The organism is Variovorax sp. J22G73, from assembly GCF_030317035.1.
Lineage (GTDB): Bacteria > Pseudomonadota > Gammaproteobacteria > Burkholderiales > Burkholderiaceae_C > Variovorax.
In genome coordinates this window covers 354,520-375,689 of record NZ_JASZYK010000003.1, presented here as the reverse complement: position 1 = coordinate 375,689, position 21,170 = coordinate 354,520, and the positions used below count along the sequence as shown (strand labels likewise).

Here is a 21,170-nt window from a genome sequence, read left to right as displayed (position 1 = left end):
CTGGAGCGTGGCGCCGCGCGCGCCGGCCGTAGACAGCCCCGGCGCAGGCTAAAGATCGGCCAGCACGCGGATGTGGGCTTCCACGCTGCGCGCCAGGGCGTCGAGGTTGTAGCCGCCTTCCAGCATGGAAACGATGCGGCCCTTGGCATGGCGTTTGGCCACGTCGTGCACGCGCCCGGTGATCCAGGCGAAGTCGTTCTCGTTGAGCCCGAGCTGGCCCAGGTCGTCTTCGCGGTGGGCGTCGAAGCCGGCGCTGATGAACACCATCTGCGGCTTGAATTCTTCGAGCCGCGGCATCCACACCGCCTCGATCATCTCGCGCACGTCCATGCCCCGGGTGTAGGCCGGAATGGGCATGTTCAGCATGTTGGGCGCGGGGTGGTCGGTGCCGCTGTACGGATAGAACGGGTGCTGGAAGAAGCCGACCATCAGCACGCGCGGGTCGTTCGAGAGGATGTTCTCGGTGCCGTTGCCGTGGTGCACGTCGAAGTCGACGATGGCCACGCGCTCCAGGCCGTGCACCTCGATGGCGTGGCGCGCGGCAATGGCCACGTTGTTGAAGAAGCAGAAGCCCATGGCCTGCTCGCGGCAGGCGTGGTGGCCGGGCGGGCGCACGGAGCAGAAGGCGTTTTCCAGCTCGCCGGCCATCACGGCGTCGGTCGCGGCAATGGCGGCGCCGGCGGCGCGGCGCGCGGCCAGCAGGGTGAAGCGGGTGAGCACGGTGTCGGGGTCGACCTGTGCATGGTCGGGGCCGCCGGCGGGCTCGTCGGCCACCAGGCGCTGGTGCAGGGCCTCGAGGTTTTCCACGTGAGCCGCGCTGTGCGCCCGGGTGATCTGGGGCAGGGTGGCCAGCGGCACGTCGCGGTGGTCGAGGGCATCGCCCACGCCGGTGAGCAGCAGGCGGTCTTCGATGGCATCGAGCCGGCCGGGGCATTCGGGGTGCCCCTCGCCCATGTCGTGCTTCCAGAAGTCGCGGTGTGTGAAGTAGCCTGTCTTGCCCATGTGTCTATCGTCACGTGCCCATGTGTCTCTATCGCCACGCCTAGACCTCACGCAGCATGGGGCTGGCAAGTCTTACGGTATCGTTTGCATATGGATACAAATATGGACGTTGCTGCAAAGCTAGCCACATTGCTAAACCAGCTTAACACGGTGATCGTGGGCAAGGAGGCCCAGGTTCGCGACTGCGTGGCCTGCCTGCTGGCCGGCGGCCACCTGCTGATCGAGGACGTGCCGGGCGTGGGCAAGACCACGCTGGCGCACGCGCTTTCGCACACCTTCGGGCTGCAGTTTTCGCGCGTGCAGTTCACCGCCGACCTGATGCCCGGCGACCTGTCGGGCGTGGCCATCTACGACCGGGCGCAGCAGGCCTTCGTGTTCCACCCCGGCCCGATCTTCGCGCAGGTGCTGCTGGCCGACGAAATCAACCGCGCCAGCCCCAAGACACAAAGCGCGCTGCTCGAGGCCATGGAAGAAAAGCAGGTCACGGTCGAAGGCGAGACCCGCCCGCTGCCCACGCCCTTCTTCGTGATCGCCACGCAGAACCCGCAGGACCAGCTCGGCACCTTCGCGCTGCCGGAGTCGCAGCTCGACCGCTTCCTGATGCGCATCTCGCTGGGCTACCCCGACCGCGCCGCCGAGCGCCAGCTGCTGGCCGGCGCCGACCGCCGCGAGATGCTGTCCACCCTGCCCGCCTTGCTGACCGCCAGCGAGCTGACCGCCCTGCAGCAGCGCGTGCAGCAGGTGCACGCGGCCGATGCGCTGCTGAACTACGTGCAGGACCTGATCGCCGCCACCCGCTCGGGCCGCTGGTTTCTGCAGGGCCTGTCGCCGCGCGCCGGCATCGCGGTGCTGCGCGCGGCCAAGGCCCAGGCGCTGCTGGCCAACCGCAACTACGTGGCGCCCGACGACGTGCAGGCCGTGCTGCCGCAAACCATTGCCCACCGCCTCACGCCCGTGGGCGACGCGGGGCGCGGCGCGGTCGAGCAGGTGCGCGCCATGATCGCGGCGGTGCCCTTGCCGTGAGCATGGCCGGCGCCCTGCGCTCGCGCATCGACGGCTGGTTCCTGTCGCGGCGTGCGCCGTCGGACACGCTCGAGCTCACGCAGCGCAACGTCTACATCGTGCCCACGCGGGCCGGCTGGACGCTGGCGGCCACGCTGCTGGTGCTGCTGATCGCGTCGATCAACTACCAGCTCAACCTGGGCTACCTGCTGACCTTCCTGCTCGCGGGCAGCGTGGCCGTGGGCATGCACGTGTGCCACGGCACGCTGCGCGGGCTGGCGATGCACATGGTGGCGCCCGAGGCGCACTACGCGGGCGCGGCGGCGGTGTTTCGCGTGGTGCTGCACAACACGCGGCGCAGCGTGCGCTACGGCATCGGCATGGCCGTGCGCGGCAGCGGCCAGTGGGCCTGGACCGACGTGCCGGCCGAAGGCACGTCCACCGTGGAAATCGCCTTCAAGCCCGAGCGCCGGGGCCTGCACCCCGTGCCGCCGCTCACGGCGGAAACCCGCTTTCCGCTCGGCACCTTCCGCGTGTGGACCGTGTGGCGGCCGGCCGCGCAGATGCTGGTGTACCCCACGCCCGAGGCGCACCCGCCGCCGCTGCCGCCGGGCGAACCGCTGACCGGCGCGGCCGCCGTGTCCGCCGCGCAGCGCTCGCACAGCGCCGGCGAATACGACGGCGTGCGTGCCTACCGGCGCGGCGATCCGCTGAAGCTGGTGGTGTGGAAGAAAGCCGCGCGCGCGCAGGCCGCCGGCTCCGAAGACCTGGTGAGCCGCGACACCCAGCAGACGCAGCGCGAAGAACTCTGGCTCGACGCCCAGCACACAGGGGTCACGGCGACAGAGACCGAAGCCCGCATCTCGCGCCTGTGCGCCTGGGTGCTGATGGCCGACCGGCTGGGCGTGGACTACGGCGTGCGCGTGGCGGGCCGGGTGGTGAAGCCCTCGCAGGGCGAAGCGCACCGGCGCGCCTGCCTCGAGGCGCTGGCCCTGTGCTGAAGAAAGCCTGACCCATGAACAAGCTCATGACCCGGCTGGCCGCCCTGCCACGCGACGCGCGGGACACGCTCTTCCTGCTCGCGGTCATCGCGCTGGTCGTGCTGCCGCAGGTGGAAAACCTGCCGTGGTGGTGCAGCGCCATCACGGCGATGGTGCTGGTGTGGCGCGGCATGCTCGCCGTGCAGGCGCAGCCCTTGCCGAGCAAGTGGTGGCGCATCGCGCTGCTGGCGATGACGCTGGGCGCCACCTACGCCACGCACCGCACTTTGCTCGGCCGCGACGCGGGCGTGACGCTGGTCGTGATCCTGCTCGCGCTGAAGACGCTGGAGCTGCGCGCGCGGCGCGACGCCTTCGTCATCTTCTTCCTGGGCTTCTTCGCGATGCTCACGAACTTCTTCTACTCGCAGTCGCTGCTCACCGCGCTCACCATGTTGCTGGCGCTGCTGGGCCTGCTCACGGCGCTGGTCAACGCGCACATGCCGGTGGGCCGCCCGCCGCTGATGCAGGCCGCGCGCACCGCCGGGTGGATGGCGCTGGCGGGTGCGCCCATCATGCTGGCGCTGTTCATGCTGTTCCCGCGGCTGGCGCCGCTGTGGGGCACGCCGGGCGATGCGATGGCGGGGCGCACGGGGCTGTCGAACACCATGCGCGTGGGCACCATCGCCGAACTGGCGCTCGACGAGAGCATTGCCGCGCGCATCCGGTTCGAGAGCGACAAGGCACCACCGCAGAGCCAGCTGTATTTCCGCGGCCCGGTGCTCGCGCAGTTCGACGGCCGCGAATGGACCGCGCTGCCCCTGTGGGCCCGCGGTGCTCAAAGCAGCCAGGGCGCTTCCAACCTGCGCGTGAGCGGCGAGCCGGTGCGCTACGAGGTCACGCTCGAACCCAGCAACCGCCCCCTGCTGCTGACGCTCGACGTGGCGCAGAAGGCGCCCGTGGCGCCGGGGCTGGAAGTGACCGGCACCTCCGACATGCAGTGGTTCGCCAACCGGCCGCTGAACGACCTGGTGCGCTACCGCGCCGAGAGCTACACCCAGTTCCAGAGCGGCCCGCTCAAGCGCACCGGCGGCCAGTTGCAGGCCTACCTGGCGCTGCCGCCCAACACCAACCCGCGCACCGCCGCGCTGGCCGCCGAGATGCGCGCCGAACCCGCGCTGGCCCCGCTCAGTCCGCAGGCCGACACGCAGGCCTTCGTGCAGGCCGCGCTGCGCCGCCTGCGCACCGGCGGCTACACCTACACGCTGGAGCCCGGCGTGTACGGCAACGACACCGCCGACGAGTTCTGGTTCGACCGCAAGGAAGGCTTCTGCGAGCACATCGCCTCGGCCTTCGTGGTGCTGATGCGCAACCTGGGCGTGCCGGCGCGCATCGTCACCGGCTACCAGGGCGGCGAGTTCAACGGCATCGACAAGTACTGGGTGGTGCGCCAGAGCGACGCCCACGCGTGGGCCGAGGTGTGGCAGGAAGGCACGGGCTGGACGCGCGTCGACCCCACGGCCTCGGTGGCGCCGGGGCGCATCGGGCAGTTCCAGCGCCTGGCCCAGCAGCCCGGCCTGTTCGCCGGCGCCATCGGCGCCATGAGCCCCACGCTGGCGCAGAACATCCGCGCCGCCTGGGAGGCTGTGAACAACGGCTGGAACCAGTGGGTGCTCAACTACACGCAGAGCCGCCAGCTCAACCTGCTGAAGAACATCGGCTTCGACGCGCCCAGCCTCGAGGACCTGGCCTATGTGCTGCTCTACCTGCTGGTGGGTGCGAGCCTGGCCGGCGCCGCCTGGACGCTGTGGGAGCGCACCCGCCACGACCCCTGGCTGCGCCTGCTCGGCCAGGCGCGCGCGCGGCTCGCCAAGGCGGGCCTCGCGCTGCCCGAGACGGCCCCGCCGCGCCAGATGGCCCAGGCCGCCGACGCCCGCTTCGGCCCGGCCGCGCGACCGGTGCGCGACTGGCTGCTGAAGCTCGAGGCGCAGCGCTACGCCCCGTCCGGGTCTCCGGGGGCCTCCATGCCAGCATCGCTCGCCACCCTGCGATCGGAGTTCCGCCGCCTCGCGTGGCCCGGCGCGAACCCGCGCGGCTGAAACCGCATGTGTCGATGAAAGGCCTTCGCGCGCCCGGGCGGCACAATCGTGCCATGCGATTTTTTCTCCCTACGCCGTCCCGCGCCGCCGCGGCAGCCGCCCTTCTTGCCGCCTGCTGCGCCTGGTCCCCGGCGGCAGTCGCACAGAAGTCTTCCAACGGCCGCCCGGCCGGCGTCACCCCGGTGAAGGGCAGCACGCCCTACGCCACGCGCGAGGACGCCATGCAGTTCGCCGACGAAGTGGCCGAGCGCCGCGGCCTGGACCGCAACTGGGTGCGCGCCACCATCGGCAGCGCGCGCTTCCTGCCCAATGTGCCGCGGCTGATGCTGCCGGGCCCGGTCGGCACAGTGAAGAACTGGCAGACCTACCGCAGCCGCTTCATCGACCCCGTGCGCATCGCGGCCGGCGTGCGCTTCTGGCGCGCCAATGCCGACACGCTCGCGCGCGCCGAGCAGGTGTACGGCGTGCCGCCGGAAATCGTCGTCGGAATCATCGGCGTGGAAACCATCTACGGCCGCAACATGGGCAGCTTCCGGGTGATCGACGCGCTGGCCACGCTGTCGTTCGACTTCCCCGACGGCCACCCGCGCGCCGCCGAGCGCCAGGCCTTCTTCCGCGGCGAGCTCGAGAGCTTCCTGAGCACCGAGAGCCGCACCGCCGACGACCCGCTCACGCCGCTGGGCAGCTACGCAGGCGCCATGGGCATGCCGCAGTTCATGCCCAGCAGCATGGCCAAGTACGCGGTCGACTTCGACGGCGACGGCCGCATCGACCTGGTCAACAACCCGGCCGACGTGATCGGCTCGGTCGCCAACTATTTCAAGGGCTTCGGCTGGAAGCCCGGCATGCCGGCCATCTACCCGGTGCACTTCGACGAGGCGCGGCTGCAGAAGGCGCTGCTGCTGGCACCCGACATCCTGCCGACCTTCAGCGCCGACAGCTTCGTGGCCGCGGGCGCGGTGCCCGAGGGCGAAGGCATTCGCCACAAGGGCCTGCTCGCGCTGATCGAGCTGCAGAACGGCGCGGACGCACCGCCGAGCTACGTGGCCGGCACGCGCAACTTCTACGTGATCACGCGCTACAACTGGAGCAGCTACTACGCCATGTCGGTGCTCGACCTCGGGCAAGAGGTCAAGGCCGCGATGGAGCAGTGAGAACGACCAGCGCCATGACGCCCGATGCATTGCGCGCGAACTGGCACCAGGCCTGGCAGGCGCTGGGTGTCGCCGCGCCGGACGACGCGCTGTGCAGCGAGCTGCAGCGCCGCTACGCCGAGCCCCAGCGCCACTACCACACGATGCAGCACCTGCGCGAATGCCTCGGCTGGTTCGAGCGCGAGAAGGCGCTGGCCGAACACCCCGGCGAAGTGGCGCTCGCGCTGTGGTTCCATGACGCGGTGTACGACGTGCACGCGCACGACAACGAAGCACGCAGCGCCTATTGGGCGCGCGAGGCCTTGCGCGCGGCGGGTGCCGGCGAGGCCGCGGCCGAACGGGTGCATGCGCTGGTGATGGCCACCTGCCACGACGCGGTGCCCGAAGGCCGCGATGCGGAACTGCTGATCGACATCGACCTGTCGATCCTCGGCGCCGAGCGCGCGCGCTTCGACGAGTACGAGCGCCAGGTCGGCGAGGAATACGGCTTCGTTCCGGCAGCGGTGCGGCTGCCGCGGCGGCGCGCGATTCTCCAGCGCTTTCTGGACCGCGACGCCATCTACGCCACGCCGCGCATGCACGCGCTGCTCGAGGCGCGGGCGCGCGCCAACCTGCAGCGGTCGATCGCGGGCTGAGGCCGCGACTCACGCGCCGCGTTCAGTCGAGCATCGTCAGGCGGGCACCAGCCGCCACCATTCGGTCCGCGGCGCTCCGCCCTCGCGCGGCTCTTCCACCACGCCGAACAACAAGCCCTCGCGCGAGGCGCCCAGCTTCGCAAGCTGCAGCAGCCGCTGCGCATCGCGGCACAGCATGAAGCTCGCATCGCCCTGCCAATCGAGGCAGCGGCCCACTTCGGCCAGCATCAGCGCGGGCTGGCTCTGCATGAAGGTGAAGGGCATCGGCAGGCCCGCGTCGAGCTGCGCCAGCCCCGCGTGCGTGGCGTCCCATGCGCCGCGCAGGCTCGCCACGCGCATGCGCGCGCCGGCGGGCAATGCGGCTTCGCCGGCCGCGTCGACGCAGCAGCGCGCGCCATGCATCGCCAGCTCGGTCCACAGGCCGACGCGGCGCGGCCTGCGGCCCAGGCGCTGCGCCAGCGCATCGCGCCACTCCGCCGGCGGCGGATCGGCCACGAAGTGCGCGACGGTGCGCCAGCCGCTCGTTGCATCGGGCGTCATGCGGTGCAGTCCTTCAGTACGAGAGAGGCGTGCCCGCCACCGAACCCCACGACGCTCAACAGCATGTGGCGCAACCTGCGCGGCGCCTGTGCGATCAGTGCGATGCCCAGCGTGTCATCGAGGGGGTAGTCCACCGCCGGCCAGACGCCGCCCTCGATGCAGCCGACCAGCAAGGCCAGCTCCGCCGCGCCGGCCGCGCCCAGCGTGTGGCCGATGGCCGACTTCAGCGACACGAGCGGCGGCAGCGGGTCGAACACCTGCTTCAACGCCTCGACCTCGATGGCGTCGTTCACCGGGCTGCCCGCGGCCTGCACCTTGACGAGGTCGATGTCACCGGGCTGCAGGCCGCCCTGTGCCAAGGCCTCGCGGCACATCGCCCGCACGGCGCTGGCCTCGGTGCCCGAGGGGTTGCGGCCGTCGACCACGTTCGCGCCGCCCAGCACCTGCCAGCGCGCCGGTTGCGAACGCAGGCGTAACGCGGCCACCGCCTCGCCGAGCGCCAGGCCCTTGCGCTGCGCGCCGAAGGGCTGCGCGCGGTCGGGCGCCAGCAATTGCATGGCGCCGAAGCCGGCGACGGTGAAGCGGTTGTCCATCTCGGCACCGATGACCAGGGCTTCTTCGGCACCGCCGCCGCGGACCAGGTCGGCCGCCGCCAGCACGGCGTTGAGCGCCGAGGTGCAGGCGGTGGACACGGTGAACACCGGCCCTTGCCAGTCGAGCGCCGCCGCCGCCACGTCCGCGAAATCCTGCAGGTCGCCGTCCAGCCGTTGCGTCTGCGGCAGCTGCTCCATGCCGCCGATGTCGAGCGACGAAGACGCGACGAACAGCGGCGCGGTGCGCGCGCCCCAGTCGCCGGTTTGCGCGACCACGTGGCGCAGCGTGCGGCGCACGCGCCGGGTCCAGTCGCCTTGCCGGCCTTCTTCACCGGGTTGCCCTTCGTCGCGCGCCAGCTTGTAGACCGGCCAGTGCACGCCCTCGGCAACCTTCACCGGCGTGGGCGGCACGCCGCCGCGTTGCAGCGCGGCCAGCACCGCGAGCATGTCGTCGCCCAGCACGCAGGCCAGGCCCATGCCGGCGAGGAACACCGCTGTCATGCTTTTCCGGCAAGCGCCAGGTGCTGTGCCAGGTGTTCCGCAAGGTGCGCGACGGAGCTCAGCGCCCGGCGCGTTTCCTTGCTGTCGGGCATGCGCAGGCCGAAGCGCTGCTGGATGGTCATGGACACCTGCAGCGCGTCGAGCGAATCGAGGTCGAGCCGGGCCTCGGGGCCGAACAGCGGCTCGTCATCGCCCAGGCCGCCCGGGGGCGCGTCCTTTTCGACGGCTTCGAGCACCATGGCCTTGAGGCTGGCGATGAATTCGGGTGTGACTGTGCTCACGGTGTGCGCCTGCGAAACAAGAAAACGGCCAGCAAGAACATCAGCGCCGCAAAGCCGACCAGCCGGGCGACCTGCGGCATCGCATCGGCCACGCCGCCGCCGCGCAGCAGCACGGTCAGCAGGGCCTCGAGCCCCCAGTTCATCGGCGACACCTCGACCAGCCGCTGCATGAACCCGGGCATGACGAACTTGGGCACCATGATGCCGCCCGCCGCGGCCATCAGCACATTGACCATCGGCCCGATGGTGGCGGCCTGCGCATGGCTGCGCACCAGGCAGGCCAGCGCGAGCGACAGGCTCACCGCCGCCAGGCTCACGGCCGCGAGCGACAGCAGCAGCGCGCCCCAGTGGATGCCCGCGAGCGAGAGCGCGTCGCCGCCCACGAGCGGCATGAACCAGATGCCGGCGGCCAGCATGAACACGGCCTGCAGCGCGTTCACGCCCAGGTAGGGCAAGGCCTTCGACGCCAGCAGCGTGGTGCGCGACACGCCCAGGTTCTGCAGCCGGCCCAGCGCGCCCGAGCTGCGCTCCTGCACGAACAGGCTCGACAGCGAGGCCACCACGAAGAACATGCCGAACACCAGCCACGCCGGCACGTTCTGCTGCACCGAGGTCGGCCGCGGGCCGGCGGTGGAAAAGCGCTCGGCGTGCACCATCGCCTGGATCGACGCGTCGGGCGCGGGGCTGGCCGTGCCAGGCACCGCCAGCGCAAGCCGCGCCTTGAGCTCGCCCGACGCGCCGACGAGCTCGGCGCGCAGCGCGTTGAACAAATTGGCGTCGATGCCGGGCTCGGTCAGCAGGCGGATGCGCGCCTGCGTCGACAGCGCGGCCGATTCCAGTTCCTCGGACAGGCCCGGCTCCATCACGATCACGTACTTCAGCGAGCCGTTGCGCAGGCGCGCCTGCCAGTCGGCGGCCAGCGGCTGGGGCGCGCCGTGGTTGCGCTGCCAGAGCTGAAGCAGCCACTGCGCGGGCGTGGCGCTGTCGCGCATGTCGACGGCGTAGTTCAGCTCGGCCAGCGGCGGGCGGTAGATGTCCTTCAGCGTGAGCGACATCAGCACGATGAACACCATGGGCATGAAGAACAGCGCGGCCAGGCCGTGCATGTCGCGCACGAGGGCGAGCAGTTCCTTCTTGATGAGCGCGAGGAGCATGGGGTGCGTTCAGTCGCGCAGCGAGCGGTGGGTGAGCGTCATGAAGAGCTGCTCGAGGTCGTGGCGGCCGAACTCGGCGTGGCGCACCTCGATGCCGGCGGCTTCGAGCGCGGCCAGCACGGAAGCGGGCCCGTTGCCGGCGTTCAGGTGAACGCGCCAGTGCGTACCGGCCTGCTCCACCGTGCCGAAGCGCGAGAGCATCGGGGCATCGAGCCCGTCGGCAGACAGTGTGAGCAACATGGCGCTTTTCGAGAGCAGTTCGTCGAGCGCGCCTTCGCGCAGCACGTGGCCGTGGTCGAGGATGGCGACGCGGTCGGCGATGGCCTCGATTTCTTCCATGTAGTGCGACGCATAGATCACGGCCGCACCCTGTCGCGCCAGGCTCTTGATGGCGTCGAGGATGAACGCGCGCGACTGCGGATCGACGCCCACGGTGGGTTCGTCGAACAGCATCAGCTCGGGTTCGGGCAGCAGCGCGATGGCAAGGTTGAGCCGCCGCTTGAGGCCACCGGAAAGTCTTTCGGCGCGCACGCTGGAGAACTGTTCCAGTTGCGCGAACTGCGTGCAGGCCGTGATGCGCTGCTTCTTGCGCGCGCCCGACAGACCGCCTGCCGACGCGAACACCGCGAGGTTCTCCGCCACGGTGAGCATCGGATAGAACGCGTGCTCCTGCGGCGCGACGGCGATGCGCGTCGGAGTCTTCGCACGTACCTGCTGCAGCGGTTCCTTGTCGATGAGTATCTGTCCCGACTGCACCGCGAGCACGCCCGACAGGTGCGAGATCAGTGTCGTCTTGCCTGCACCGTTGGGGCCGAGCAAACCCAGCACGCAGCCCCTGGGGACTTCGAGCGACACGTCGTCGAGTGCGGGTGCCTGTGCTTGCGGGTAGCGGTAGCCGAGGTTCTTCAGTTCCAGCATCTGGCTCCCGCTTTTTGTTCTCCGGCGTCTGCAGGGCGCCGTTCGGGGCGTGTGAACAGGCCGCCGGGTACTTCCCTCCGCGAATGTCCCCCGGGGCTGCGCCCCTCCCCCTTTATTTCGCTGCGGGAAGCACCCGACGCCCTGTTCAGCTGGGCACGCAGCGGGTGATCTGCGATCAACGACTGCATTGCCCAACGATCACGACGGCGGGGTGTCCCATTTCGAGAAATAAAGGAGGAGGCCGAAGGCCGGGGGACATTCGAGAAAAGGGATACCCCGTCGGCGTGATCGCACCCTGAATGACTTGCCATCAAGCAACCGCAGCCTTGAGATCGCGAAAGAAGCTCTCTTCCTGCTGCGCCTGCTCCCGCAGCTTTCCCGCCAGCGCGACTGGGTCGACCGCTTCGCGCCCCTTCACCATGCGCGCGGCCTTCAGTGCGAAGGCGCGCCAGCCGTCGCCGATGGCGATGAGGCGCTCCGACATCTGTTGCAGCTGCGGCTTGTCGAGCAGCTGCGCGGCCTCTTGCAGGAAGCCCGCGTAGATGAAGCGAAAGCCCGCGCCGCCCGTGCCGATTTCTTCCTGCATGCGTACCACATGACCGATGAAGTCGACGCTGCGCGGGTCGGTGGGCGACAGCTTCTGCATGCGCCTGGCCAGCGTGTGCATGCCGCGCACGCCCACGATGGGAATGGGCGCGAGCATGTTGCGCACGGTCTTGCGGATGGCCTTGGTGACCGAGGCCGCATCCACCGTCTTGCGGTCGATGGCCTGGGGGTAGTACATGAGGCCCTTGGGCGCGAGCACGCCCTTGGCGAAGCGGGCGCGGGCCAGGTCGCCGCTGGCGCAACGCACGGGCTCCTCGAACACGGGGTCGCTGATGAGGTAGTCGTCGCCCTCCTTGCCGTACACCAGCAGGTTGTGCGCGTTGAAGTGAAAGCGCATGTTCGGCGGAAAGTAAGGCAGCCAGTAGACCGAGGTCTGCAGGCCCACGAGCTTGCCGTCGGCCAGCAGTGCGTCCAGCCGTTGCTGGCCGGCTTCGGGGCTGCGGAAGGTCTCGAAGCGAAAGCGCGCGGCCATCGGCGCCAGCAGGCCCTTGATGATGGCCTTGGGCGGCATGCGGTACGAAATGAGCGGCAGGCCCGACAGCTTGATGAACGGCAGGTACGCGAACGAAATGGCGGACGACAGGCCCAGCGCCATGCTCTCGCTCATCGGCGCGCCGTGGTGGCGCATGAGGCTGGAGATGACGCCGCTTTCGCAGTGCGCCGCCTGTTGGTGTTGAAACTTCACGGCAAGCCCTGCAAGGTGGAAACGCTCAGGCCCAGCGCGTCGCCGTAGCGCGCAAGCTGGGCCGGCGAGAGCGCGGCGAAATGCCGCGGTTGCAAATGGCGGCGCACGCGCCACTGCCAGAAACCGCTGGTCTGCGAGAGCAGCGCCACGTCCATGCGGCGCTCGTACATCCAGTATTCCAGCGGCGAGGCCAGCCCCGCCTGCACGCGCAGCCTGGCGGCCTGTGCCTGCCCGACCAGCAGGTCGACCGCGTGGCTGGTGACGATTTCTTCCGCCTCCCAGCCGCGCGAGGTGGTGGTGACCACGCGGCCCTGCGCGTCGCGGGCGTACATCAGCTTCGAATGACCGGCCAGGGTGGCATTGCCTTCCTGCGGCACCGCGTCGAGATCCATGGCTACACAGCCTCCATGTAGATGAAACCGCTGGAGAAGCGGCCGCTTTCGGGCACGAACATCAAGAGCTTGTGGCCCGGCTTGATGCGGCCCGAGCGGAACAGCTCGTCGAGCATGATGTAAGGCGACGCCGAGCCCGTGTTGCCCTTGCTCGCGAGGTTGCTGAACCAACGCTCGCGCGGAATCGGCAGGCCGATGGACTCCAGGCACTGGGCCACCGGCTCGACGAAGTAGTGCGACGACAGGTGCGGCAGGAACCAGTCGATGTCCGCCGCCTTCAGGCCGCGCCGCGCCACGATGGCCGCAAGCGGTTCGCCCAGCGTGGCGCGCACGATGTTCTCGTTGAGCAGGCGCACGTCCTGCTTCACGGCAAAGGTCGATTCGCGCTGCCAGTCTTCGGGCGACTTGCGCGCCCAGCCGTCGAGGCCGCCTTCGGCGTTCTTCTCGGCGCCGGCATACATGCACACCGGCAGCTCGTGCGCGGCGGAAGACAGGTCGATCCAGTCCACGCGCAGCGACAGCGCGCCGCGCGGCTCGCGCTCCAGCAGCACGGCGCCGGCGCCGTCGGACAGCATCCAGCGCAGGAAGTCTTTCTCGAAGGCCAGCTCGGGGCGGGCCTCCAGCGCCTCGAGCTTGTGTTCCAGCTCGGCCTCGAAGCGCGAGCCGCGCATCACGGCCGAGGCCAGCTCCGAGCCCGTGGCCACGGCGCGGCGCGCATCGCCGGCGCGCACTGACAGCCACGCGTGCTTCAGCGCCGCGGTACCGGCCAGGCAGATGCCCGCGCAGGCCACCACCTCGAGCCGCGGCCAGCCGAGCTCGCCGTGCACCATCACCGCGTGGTTGGGCATGAGCTGGTCGGGCAGCGAGGTGCCGGTGGCCAGGCAGTCGACCGGGCCCAGGTCGTCGCCCAGCGCGCGAATGGCCGAGGCCGTGAGCTGCGCGTTGGTCATGGCCAGCGCGCCGGTGGCGCGGTCGATGGCGTAGTGGCGCGACTGGATGCCGTTGCTGCGCAAGATGAGCCGGCGCGCGCGCGAGGCCTTGCCGCCGATGCGGCCGAGAACCTCTTCGATGTCTTCATTGCTGACCGGGGCAAAGGGCAAAAAGGCGGCGGTGCGGGTCAGGAAGACATCAGTCGTCATACAGGGGGGTGCGGTCCGTGGCGGAGCCCGAAGGGCACTCGAATTGGGCGGTCATTTTAGTCAGCCACCCCCTGAACAACGGTCGCAACAGTGCCTGCAGCGTCAGGCTCACGGGCACCACGGTGACGATGAGCGCGATGAGGAACACGACGTACAGCAACAGCAGCGGCTTGCGCTGCCAGGCGCCGGGCCCGCCGGCCGCCATGATGAGCTTGCCCCAGAGGTAGAAGCTGCGAGTGCCGGCCTTCTCGCTGACCAGCAGTTTCGCGTCGGCCCGCACCGCGCCCAGGCCGGCCAGCAGCGGCTGCGTGCCGCGCTCCAGGCCCTGGCGCAGCGCGTCGCGCAGGGCGCGGCCGAAGCGCGCGGTGCCGCGGATCTGCTCGCTGCTCAGGCCGGCATCGGGCATGCCCCAGAAGCCGCGCTTGCGGCCCCAGATGAGCCACGCCGGCGTCGTGAAGAAAGTGGCCAGCGTGGGGCCGGGGTCGGTCAGCACCACGTTGTCGATCAGCCGCGCGCCCACCTCGTCCAGCATGCCCTTGAGCTTCTCGTGCGCGAGCAGCCACATGTTGCGGCAAGCGATGATGGTGACCACCGGCTTGCCCGCGAGCAGCCGCGCCGCCACGGGGTGCTTCAGGAATGCGGTGACCGGTTGCGAAGGCGCCAGGAACCACACCTGGTACGGCAGGATGACGAGGTCGAAGTCTTCATCACCGGTGAGCGACAGCGGCGCCAGCGGCTGCGGCTTCATGTGGGCCGATTCCGGAAAGGCGTCGAAGAACCTGAGGAACGGCCACGGAAAGGGGAACGGCGCGAGCGGGCGCAGCACTTCCTCGTGCAGCGCGATCGACGGGTCGGCGCGCAGCGGCGCCACGACCTGATCGGTGACCCGGTCGAGCTGGCCGGACTGGGAGTAGCGAAGGACCAGCACGCGCTTGACGGCGCTCGGGGCGGTGGCGGCTGGCTCGGGCGAGCTGGAGGGGCTGGAAGAACTGGAAGTCACTGGGCGGCATTTCGGGGCCGTCGAATGTAAGCGAAGGTCGGGCCCCACGCATCTGCCATTGGTCATGCCGTCGCGGCAATCAGACGATCAAACGTCCGCAGTGCCAAAAAGGACCGAAAAAAAGGGGCCGCCCCTTGCGGCGCGGCCCCCGTGAAGCGGCCAGAAAAAAGCGCGTGCTCAGCGCACCTTGCCGTCCTTCCAGGCGGTCAGCAGCTTGTTGTAGTCGATGGTCTCGCCCTTGGGCTTCTCGTTGGCCAGCTTCTTCCACGGGGCGTGGTCGTCGCTCAGGTACTTGGCCGGGTCGCCCTTGGGGTTGAGCTTGGGCGCGCACTTGGCCATGCCGGCACGTTCCAGCCGGGCCATCACGTTGTCCATCTCGTCGGCCAGGTTGTCCATGGCCTTCTGCGGCGTCTTCTCGCCCGTGACGGCCTCGGCCACGTTCTTCCACCAGAGCTGCGCGAGCTTGGGGTAGTCGGGCACGTTGGTGCCGGTCGGGGTCCAGGCCACGCGCGCGGGGCTGCGGTAGAACTCGATCAGGCCGCCGTACTTGTTGGCGTTCTGCGTGAAGAAGTCGGAGCGGATGTCGCTGTCGCGAATGAAGGTCAGCCCGGTGATCGACTTCTTCAGCGAGGTGGTCTTGGCGGTGATGAACTGCGCGTAGAGCCAGGCCGCGGCCGTCTTGTTGGCGTCATGGCCCTTGAAGAAGGTCCACGAGCCCACGTCCTGGTAGCCGTTCTGCATGCCCTGCTTCCAGTACGGGCCGTTCGGGCCGGGCGCCATGCGCCACTTGGGCGAGCCGTCGTCGTTCACCACCGGCAGGCCCTTCTTGGTCATGTCGGCGGTGAAGGCCGTGTACCAGAAGATCTGCTGCGCGATCTGCCCCTGCGCCGGCACCGGGCCCGATTCACCGAAGGTCATGCCCATGGCTTCCTTGGGCGCGTACTTCTTCATCCAGTCGATGTACTTGGTGAGCGCGTACACGGCCGCCGGCGAGTTGGTGGCGCCGCCGCGCGACACCGACGCGCCCGTGGGCGTGCACTTGTCGGCGGCCACGCGAATGCCCCATTCGTCGACCGGCATGCCGTTGGGAATGCCCTTGTCCGCGGCGCCGGCCATCGACAGCCAGGCGTCGGTGAAGCGCCAGCCCAGCGACGGGTCCTTCTTGCCGTAGTCCATGTGGCCGTAGATGGGCTTGCCGTCGATGGTCTTCACGTCGGTGCTGAAGAACTCGGCAATGTCCTCGTAGGCGCTCCAGTTCAGCGGCACGCCCAGGTCGTAGCCGTACTTGGCCTTGAACTTGTCCTGCAGGTCCTTGCGCGCGAACAGGTCGGCGCGAAACCAGTAGAGGTTGGCGAACTGCTGGTCGGGCAGCTGGTAGAGCTGGCCGTCGGGCGCGGTGGTGAAGCTGGTGCCGATGAAGTCCTTCAGGTCGAGCCCGGGGTTGGTGAACTCCTTGCCCGCGCCGCCCATGTACTCGGTGAGCGACATGATCTTGCCGTAGCGGTAGTGCGTGCCGATCAGGTCCGAGTCGGACACCCAGCCGTCGTAGATCGACTTGCCCGACTGCATGGAGGTCTGCAGCTTCTCGACCACGTCGCCTTCCTGGATCAGGTCGTGCTTCACCTTGATGCCGGTGATTTCCTCGAAGGCCTTGGCCAGCGTCTTCGATTCGTACTCGTGGGTGGTGAGCGTCTCGGAGACGACCGACACCTCCTTCACGCCCTTGGCCTGCAGCTTCTTGGCCGCGTCGATGAACCATTTCATTTCTTCCATCTGCTTGTCCTTGGACAAGGTGGACGGCTGGAACTCGCTGTCGATCCATTTCTTGGCCTCGGCTTCTCCGGCCGATGCAGCCCCGTGCGCGGCGAACATCGCCGCTGCCAGTGCCAATGCGGTGTAGCGCATCTTCATGATGAATGTCTCCTCGGTTGGTGCTCCCGGTCTCTCCTTGTCGCGGCCCCGGGAAGCGGAGAGCCGGACGTTTCCTCGACACGAAAAAAAAGCCCGGCCTCAGCCCTTGCGCATGACCAGCGCGAGCAGGCCCATCGACAGCACGAAGCTGATCCAGATCGACGGCTCGGCCTCCAGGGCGAGCCACTCCTGGAACTTGCCCGCCAGGCCGATGAAGATGAGGTTCAGGTAGGCCGCGGCGAGCAGCCCGATGAAGAGCCGGTCGCCGCGCGTGGTGGCCATGGGCAGCCAGCCGCGGCGCAACGTGGTGGGCGACTTGAACTCCCACACGGTCATGCCGACCAGCATGAGCGCGATGCAGGTGAAGAAAACGGCCACGGGGGTGGTCCAGACCATCCAGTCGAACATGTCAGAGTCTCCTTGTCGTCTCTTGCTCCTTCCCCCTTTGGGGAAGGTTGGGATGGGGGCAGGCAGAGCGCCCGATGGATGCGCCGCTTGCCTCCACCCCTGCCCTCCCCCAGAGGGGGAGGGAGAAGTTTCAAACACGGCCCATCGCGAACCCCTTCGCGATGTAGTGCCGCACGAACCAGATCACGATCGCGCCCGGCACGATCGTCAGCACGCCCGCCGCGGCCAGCGTCGCCCAGTCCATGCCCGACGCGCTCACCGTGCGCGTCATGGTCGCCACGATGGGCTTGGCGTTCACGCTCGTGAGCGTGCGCGCCAGCAGCAGTTCGACCCAGCTGAACATGAAGCAGAAGAACGCCGCCACGCCCACGCCGGCCTTGATGAGCGGAAGAAAGATGCGCACGAAGAAGCGCGGGAACGAGTAGCCGTCGATGTACGCCGTCTCGTCGATCTCGCGCGGTATGCCGCTCATGAAGCCTTCCAGGATCCACACCGCCAGCGGCACGTTGAACAGCAGGTGCGCCAGCGCCACGCCCAGGTGCGTGTCCATCAGCCCGACCGTGCTGTACAGCTGGAAGAAGGGCAGCAGGAACACCGCGGGTGGCGTCATGCGGTTCGTGAGCAGCCAGAAGAACACGTGCTTGTCGCCCAGGAACGAATAGCGTGAGAACGCATAGGCCGCCGGCAGCGCCACCGCGAGCGAGATGACGGTGTTGATCGCCACGTAGATCAGGCTGTTGATGTAGCCCGAGTACCACGACTCGTCGGTGAAGATGCGCGCGTAGTTGGCCCAGGTGAGCTGCTGCGGAAAGAACGAGAAGCTCGACAGGATCTCCTCGTTCGTCTTGAAGCTCATGTTGACCATCCAGTAGATGGGCAACAGCGCGAACACGATGTACAGCACCAGGAAGATGCTGCGCTTGTGGAACCGCTTGTCGTTCATTGCGTCACCTCCGCCTGCTGCGTGCCCACGCGCTGCATCCAGTTGTAGAGCACGAAGCAGAACAGCAGGATGATGAGGAAGTAGATCAGCGAGAACGCCGCCGCCGGCCCCAGGTCGAACTGGCCCACGGCCTTCTGCGTGAGGTACTGGCTCAGGAAGGTGGTGGCGTTGCCCGGCCCGCCGCCCGTCAGCACGAAGGGCTCGGTGTAGATCATGAAGCTGTCCATGAAGCGCAGCAGCACCGCGATCATCAGCACGCCGCGCATCTTGGGCAGCTGGATGTAGCGGAACACCGCGAACTTGCTGGCCCCGTCGATGCGCGCGGCCTGATAGTAGGCGTCGGGTATGGAGCGCAGGCCGGCGTAGCACAGCAGGGCGACCAGCGGCGTCCAGTGCCACACATCCATCACCAGCACCGTGAGCCAGGCGTCGGTGGCGCTGCCGGTGTAGTTGTAGTCGATGCCCATCTTCTGCAGCGCGTGGCCCAGCAGGCCGATGTCGGCGCGCCCGTAGATCTGCCAGATGGTGCCCACCACGTTCCACGGAATGAGCAGCGACAGCGCAATGACCACCAGCACCGCGGACGACTTCCAGCCCTTGGCCGGCATCGACAGCGCCAGCCCGATGCCCAGCGGAATCTCCACCAGCAGCACCGACAGCGAGAAGCCCAGCTGCCGCCACAGCGCCTGGTGCAGCTCGTCGTCGCGCATCACCGAGGCGAACCACTCGGTGCCGACGAACACGCGGCGCTCGGGGGAAATGATGTCCTGCACCGAGTAGTTGACGACCGTCATGAGCGGCACGATGGCGGAGAAGGCGACGCACACGAGCACGGGCAGCACGAGCCACCAGGCTTTCTGGTTGATGGGCTTGTTGGTGGCGTTCATGACCTTCTCCCCCCCTCCATCTCCCTCTCCCCGGAATGGGAGAGGGGACAAGACCGGCGACTGGGTGATAGATGTGTCATGCCACCAACTCCTCGTCCTTGTAGTAGCACGTGTGCGCATCCAGCACCCGCACCCACACGGTGTCCCCCACCGCGGGCGGCGCGTCGTCCGAATGCAGCCGCGCCTTCAGCACGCTGCCCCCCGCCTCCACGCTCAGCATCACGTGCGTGCCCACGTCCTGCACGTTCTTCACCACCGCGGGCACCGCGCCGGCCGCGCCCGCAGCCGACAGCCGCAGGTACTCCGGCCGGATGCCGATCTTCAGCGCCCCCTGCGGCAGTTCGCGCGTGGGCACCAGCGGCGTGCCCGCCACTTCGAGCGTGCCGTTGCCGCTTGTCGCAGCCAGGAAGTTCATGCCCGGCGAGCCGATGAAATGCCCCACGAACGTATGCGCCGGCCGCTCGAACAGCGCCTCGGCGCTGCCCACCTGCACCGCCTTGCCGCGCGTCATCACCACCACTTCTTCGGCGAAGGTGAGCGCCTCGACCTGGTCGTGCGTCACGTAGATCAGCGTGAGCTTCAGTTCGCGGTGGATCTGCTTGAGCTTGCGCCGCAGCTGCCACTTCAGGTGCGGGTCGATGACGGTGAGCGGCTCGTCGAACAGCACCGCCGACACGTCGCTGCGCACCAGCCCGCGGCCCAGCGAGATCTTCTGCTTGGCGTCGGCCGCCAGGCCCGCGGCGCGCTGGTTGAGCTGGCCGCTCATGTCGAGCATCTCGGCGATCTCGCCCACGCGTTTCTTGATCTGCGCCTCGGGCACCTTGCGGTTGCGCAGCGGAAACGCAAGGTTCTCGGCCACGGTCATGGTGTCGTAGATCACCGGGAACTGGAACACCTGCGCGATGTTGCGCTCCTGCGGCGTGGCGCGCGTCATGTCTCGGCCGTCGAAAGTCACCGTGCCCTGCGAAGGCACGAGCAGGCCCGAGATGATGTTCAGCATGGTCGTCTTGCCGCAGCCCGAGGGGCCGAGCAGCGCATAGGCGCCGCCGTCGCGAAAGCTCATCTGCAGCGGCAGCAGCGCATAGTCGCTGTCCTGCGTGGGGTGGGGGCGGTAGGCGTGCGCCAGGTTCAGATCGATGCGGGCCATCTCACACCTCCCCCTCGGGGGGCAGCGAATACACGCAGTGATGAACGAGGGGGCTCATACGTTTCCTTTGCGCCACGCAGGCGCCAGCGCCAGCTGCTCGCCGGCATCGAACACATAGGCCTGCGCCGCGCTGAAGTACAGCGTGATCGAGGCACCCAGCTCGAAGCGGTGCACGCCGGTGAGCTGCGCCACCAGCTCGCCCACCGCGGTGTCGACGTGCACGAAGGTGTCGGAGCCCGAGATCTCGGCCAGCTCCACCTTGCCGGGCAAGGCGATGTCGCCCGCTCCCGCGTTCACGTTCAGCGCGCTTGCGCGCAGGCCCACTGTCATGGCCCCCGTCATGTGTTCAGGCACGGCCAGCGCCAGCGCCGGACCGCCCGTGAGCTGCACCCCGCCGGCCGTGGCGGTGCTGGGCAGCAGGTTCATCGGCGGGTCGCTGAAGGCGCGCGCCACGCGCAGCGATTGCGGCGCGTGGAACACCTCGGCCGTCGGGCCGTACTGCAGCAGTTCGCCGGCGTCCATCACGGCCGTGTAGCCGCCGAGCAGCAGCGCCTCGCCGGGCTCGGTGGTCGCGTAGATGACGGTGGAATCGCCGGTGGCGAAGAGCTGCGTCAACTCCTCGCGCAGGCCTTCGCGCAGCTTGTAGTCGAGGTTGACCAGCGGCTCGTCGAGCAGCATCAGCGGCGCGTTCTTGGCCAGCGCGCGGGCCAGCGCCACGCGCTGCTGCTGGCCGCCCGAGAGCTCGGCCGGCAGGCGCTCCAGGAACATGCCGATGTGCAGCTTGTCGGCCAGCGCCTTCACGCGCGCATCGATGTTCGTCTCGCCGCGCAGCTTCAGCGGCGAGGCGATGTTGGCCGCCACCGTGAGCGACGGGTAGTTGATGAACTGCTGGTACACCATGGCGACGTTGCGCTCGCGCACCGGCATGCCCGTCACGTCCTTGCCGTCGACCAGCACCCGTCCCGCGGTGGGGGTGTCCAGCCCCGCCATCAGCCGCATCAGGCTGGTCTTGCCGGCCTGCGTGGCGCCGAGCAGCACCGTCACCGCGCCGCTGCGGGGCGCGATGCTTTGCTCGTAGAGCCAGGTTTGCGCGCCGACCTTCTTGGTCACGCGCTCCAGAGTCAGTTGCATGTGTCCCCTCCGCCCGTTACGGGTCTTGGTTCAGCCGCTGGTCACTCGCTCTCGGTCCCGGTATC

Annotated in this window: 21 protein-coding genes; 5 read left to right on the top strand and 16 right to left on the bottom strand. The window is 68.9% G+C overall.

Annotated features, from left to right (window positions below):
* Positions 1 to 48: 48 nt before the first annotated feature.
* Entirely contained in the window at positions 49 to 1,002 is a 954-nt protein-coding gene (locus QTI51_RS14360; protein WP_286514545.1) for a histone deacetylase family protein, read from the bottom strand.
* A gap of 102 nt (positions 1,003 to 1,104) precedes the next feature.
* On the opposite strand from QTI51_RS14360, the gene QTI51_RS14355 reads away from it, so the two are divergent.
* Genes QTI51_RS14355 through QTI51_RS14335 form a run of 5 tightly spaced genes read left to right on the top strand, consistent with a single transcriptional unit; the run spans position 1,105 to position 6,869 of the window.
* On the top strand, positions 1,105 to 2,025 hold the full coding sequence (locus QTI51_RS14355; RefSeq protein ID WP_286514543.1) for an AAA family ATPase: 921 nt from the start codon (positions 1,105 to 1,107) through the stop codon (positions 2,023 to 2,025).
* 2 nt (positions 2,026 to 2,027) lie between these two features.
* Positions 2,028 to 3,005 carry a DUF58 domain-containing protein gene (locus QTI51_RS14350; protein ID WP_286515712.1) on the top strand — a complete coding sequence of 326 codons (978 nt, stop codon included), beginning with the start codon at positions 2,028 to 2,030 and terminating at the stop codon, positions 3,003 to 3,005.
* Between the two features lie 14 nt (positions 3,006 to 3,019).
* Positions 3,020 to 5,080: a transglutaminase TgpA family protein gene (locus QTI51_RS14345; protein WP_286514541.1), complete on the top strand. Its 2,061-nt coding sequence runs from the start codon at positions 3,020 to 3,022 to the stop codon at positions 5,078 to 5,080.
* A gap of 53 nt (positions 5,081 to 5,133) precedes the next feature.
* Positions 5,134 to 6,234, top strand: a complete 1,101-nt coding sequence (gene mltB / locus QTI51_RS14340; protein ID WP_286514540.1) for a lytic murein transglycosylase B — start codon at positions 5,134 to 5,136, stop codon at positions 6,232 to 6,234.
* Between the two features lie 14 nt (positions 6,235 to 6,248).
* The gene (locus QTI51_RS14335; protein WP_286515711.1) at positions 6,249 to 6,869 is read left to right on the top strand and encodes an HD domain-containing protein; all 621 of its coding nucleotides are present in this window, start codon (positions 6,249 to 6,251) and stop codon (positions 6,867 to 6,869) included.
* A gap of 36 nt (positions 6,870 to 6,905) precedes the next feature.
* Here the strand turns inward: QTI51_RS14335 and QTI51_RS14330 are convergent, their stop codons facing one another.
* The 15 genes from QTI51_RS14330 to QTI51_RS14260 form a co-directional block, all read right to left on the bottom strand.
* Complete coding sequence (locus tag QTI51_RS14330) at positions 6,906 to 7,409, bottom strand: hypothetical protein (RefSeq protein WP_286514538.1); 504 nt, start codon at positions 7,407 to 7,409, stop codon at positions 6,906 to 6,908.
* Positions 7,406 to 8,503 carry a beta-ketoacyl synthase N-terminal-like domain-containing protein gene (locus QTI51_RS14325; protein ID WP_286514536.1) on the bottom strand — a complete coding sequence of 366 codons (1,098 nt, stop codon included), beginning with the start codon at positions 8,501 to 8,503 and terminating at the stop codon, positions 7,406 to 7,408. The genes QTI51_RS14330 and QTI51_RS14325 overlap by 4 nt, the downstream gene beginning before the upstream one ends.
* On the bottom strand, positions 8,500 to 8,742 hold the full coding sequence (locus QTI51_RS14320; RefSeq protein WP_116910105.1) for an acyl carrier protein: 243 nt from the start codon (positions 8,740 to 8,742) through the stop codon (positions 8,500 to 8,502). Before QTI51_RS14320 ends, QTI51_RS14325 begins: the two co-directional genes overlap by 4 nt.
* 38 nt (positions 8,743 to 8,780) lie before the next feature.
* The gene (locus QTI51_RS14315; protein WP_286514530.1) at positions 8,781 to 9,938 is read right to left on the bottom strand and encodes an ABC transporter permease; all 1,158 of its coding nucleotides are present in this window, start codon (positions 9,936 to 9,938) and stop codon (positions 8,781 to 8,783) included.
* Between the two features lie 9 nt (positions 9,939 to 9,947).
* A complete protein-coding gene (locus QTI51_RS14310; RefSeq protein WP_286514527.1) occupies positions 9,948 to 10,856 on the bottom strand; it encodes an ABC transporter ATP-binding protein in 909 nt (302 codons plus the stop codon).
* Between the two features lie 310 nt (positions 10,857 to 11,166).
* Positions 11,167 to 12,147 (bottom strand): BtrH-related acyltransferase DarH, encoded by a 981-nt coding sequence (gene darH / locus QTI51_RS14305; protein WP_286514525.1) that lies wholly within the window; start codon positions 12,145 to 12,147, stop codon positions 11,167 to 11,169.
* Positions 12,144 to 12,539 carry a DarG family dialkylresorcinol biosynthesis protein gene (locus QTI51_RS14300; RefSeq protein WP_116909819.1) on the bottom strand — a complete coding sequence of 132 codons (396 nt, stop codon included), beginning with the start codon at positions 12,537 to 12,539 and terminating at the stop codon, positions 12,144 to 12,146. The genes darH and QTI51_RS14300 overlap by 4 nt, the downstream gene beginning before the upstream one ends.
* A 2-nt stretch (positions 12,540 to 12,541) precedes the next feature.
* Complete coding sequence (locus tag QTI51_RS14295; RefSeq protein WP_286514524.1) at positions 12,542 to 13,678, bottom strand: beta-ketoacyl-ACP synthase III; 1,137 nt, start codon at positions 13,676 to 13,678, stop codon at positions 12,542 to 12,544.
* A complete protein-coding gene (locus QTI51_RS14290) occupies positions 13,668 to 14,678 on the bottom strand; it encodes a dialkylresorcinol condensing enzyme (protein WP_503011512.1) in 1,011 nt (336 codons plus the stop codon). The genes QTI51_RS14295 and QTI51_RS14290 overlap by 11 nt, the downstream gene beginning before the upstream one ends.
* Before the next feature lie 177 nt (positions 14,679 to 14,855).
* The gene (locus QTI51_RS14285; RefSeq protein WP_116909822.1) at positions 14,856 to 16,589 is read right to left on the bottom strand and encodes an ABC transporter substrate-binding protein; all 1,734 of its coding nucleotides are present in this window, start codon (positions 16,587 to 16,589) and stop codon (positions 14,856 to 14,858) included.
* Between the two features lie 99 nt (positions 16,590 to 16,688).
* Positions 16,689 to 16,997 carry a DUF2160 domain-containing protein gene (locus QTI51_RS14280; RefSeq protein ID WP_116909823.1) on the bottom strand — a complete coding sequence of 103 codons (309 nt, stop codon included), beginning with the start codon at positions 16,995 to 16,997 and terminating at the stop codon, positions 16,689 to 16,691.
* A gap of 130 nt (positions 16,998 to 17,127) precedes the next feature.
* Positions 17,128 to 17,940 carry a carbohydrate ABC transporter permease gene (locus QTI51_RS14275; protein WP_116909824.1) on the bottom strand — a complete coding sequence of 271 codons (813 nt, stop codon included), beginning with the start codon at positions 17,938 to 17,940 and terminating at the stop codon, positions 17,128 to 17,130.
* A complete protein-coding gene (locus tag QTI51_RS14270; protein WP_116909825.1) occupies positions 17,937 to 18,827 on the bottom strand; it encodes a carbohydrate ABC transporter permease in 891 nt (296 codons plus the stop codon). The genes QTI51_RS14275 and QTI51_RS14270 overlap by 4 nt, the downstream gene beginning before the upstream one ends.
* Positions 18,828 to 18,903: 76 nt before the next feature.
* A complete protein-coding gene (locus QTI51_RS14265) occupies positions 18,904 to 19,974 on the bottom strand; it encodes an ABC transporter ATP-binding protein (protein WP_286514520.1) in 1,071 nt (356 codons plus the stop codon).
* Positions 19,975 to 20,028: 54 nt separating this feature from the next.
* Entirely contained in the window at positions 20,029 to 21,105 is a 1,077-nt protein-coding gene (locus QTI51_RS14260) for an ABC transporter ATP-binding protein (RefSeq protein ID WP_286514518.1), read from the bottom strand.
* Positions 21,106 to 21,170 lie beyond the last annotated feature (65 nt).

Excerpts from the sequence above, each read along its gene's own strand:
- QTI51_RS14335 (WP_286515711.1), top strand. The coding sequence starts at position 6,249 with ATGACGCCCGATGCATTGCGCGCGAACTGGCACCAGGCCTGGCAGGCG.
- QTI51_RS14325 (WP_286514536.1), bottom strand. The coding sequence starts at position 8,503 with ATGACAGCGGTGTTCCTCGCCGGCATGGGCCTGGCCTGCGTGCTGGGC.
- mltB (WP_286514540.1), top strand. The coding sequence starts at position 5,134 with ATGCGATTTTTTCTCCCTACGCCGTCCCGCGCCGCCGCGGCAGCCGCC.
- QTI51_RS14295 (WP_286514524.1), bottom strand. The coding sequence starts at position 13,678 with ATGACGACTGATGTCTTCCTGACCCGCACCGCCGCCTTTTTGCCCTTT.
- QTI51_RS14270 (WP_116909825.1), bottom strand. The coding sequence starts at position 18,827 with ATGAACGCCACCAACAAGCCCATCAACCAGAAAGCCTGGTGGCTCGTG.
- QTI51_RS14360 (WP_286514545.1), bottom strand. The coding sequence starts at position 1,002 with ATGGGCAAGACAGGCTACTTCACACACCGCGACTTCTGGAAGCACGAC.
- QTI51_RS14350 (WP_286515712.1), top strand. The coding sequence starts at position 2,028 with ATGGCCGGCGCCCTGCGCTCGCGCATCGACGGCTGGTTCCTGTCGCGG.
- QTI51_RS14315 (WP_286514530.1), bottom strand. The coding sequence starts at position 9,938 with ATGCTCCTCGCGCTCATCAAGAAGGAACTGCTCGCCCTCGTGCGCGAC.
- QTI51_RS14345 (WP_286514541.1), top strand. The coding sequence starts at position 3,020 with ATGAACAAGCTCATGACCCGGCTGGCCGCCCTGCCACGCGACGCGCGG.
- QTI51_RS14320 (WP_116910105.1), bottom strand. The coding sequence starts at position 8,742 with ATGGTGCTCGAAGCCGTCGAAAAGGACGCGCCCCCGGGCGGCCTGGGC.
- QTI51_RS14300 (WP_116909819.1), bottom strand. The coding sequence starts at position 12,539 with ATGGATCTCGACGCGGTGCCGCAGGAAGGCAATGCCACCCTGGCCGGT.
- QTI51_RS14285 (WP_116909822.1), bottom strand. The coding sequence starts at position 16,589 with ATGAAGATGCGCTACACCGCATTGGCACTGGCAGCGGCGATGTTCGCC.
- QTI51_RS14260 (WP_286514518.1), bottom strand. The coding sequence starts at position 21,105 with ATGCAACTGACTCTGGAGCGCGTGACCAAGAAGGTCGGCGCGCAAACC.
- QTI51_RS14265 (WP_286514520.1), bottom strand. The coding sequence starts at position 19,974 with ATGGCCCGCATCGATCTGAACCTGGCGCACGCCTACCGCCCCCACCCC.
- QTI51_RS14310 (WP_286514527.1), bottom strand. The coding sequence starts at position 10,856 with ATGCTGGAACTGAAGAACCTCGGCTACCGCTACCCGCAAGCACAGGCA.
- QTI51_RS14280 (WP_116909823.1), bottom strand. The coding sequence starts at position 16,997 with ATGTTCGACTGGATGGTCTGGACCACCCCCGTGGCCGTTTTCTTCACC.
- QTI51_RS14275 (WP_116909824.1), bottom strand. The coding sequence starts at position 17,940 with ATGAACGACAAGCGGTTCCACAAGCGCAGCATCTTCCTGGTGCTGTAC.
- QTI51_RS14355 (WP_286514543.1), top strand. The coding sequence starts at position 1,105 with ATGGACGTTGCTGCAAAGCTAGCCACATTGCTAAACCAGCTTAACACG.
- QTI51_RS14330 (WP_286514538.1), bottom strand. The coding sequence starts at position 7,409 with ATGACGCCCGATGCAACGAGCGGCTGGCGCACCGTCGCGCACTTCGTG.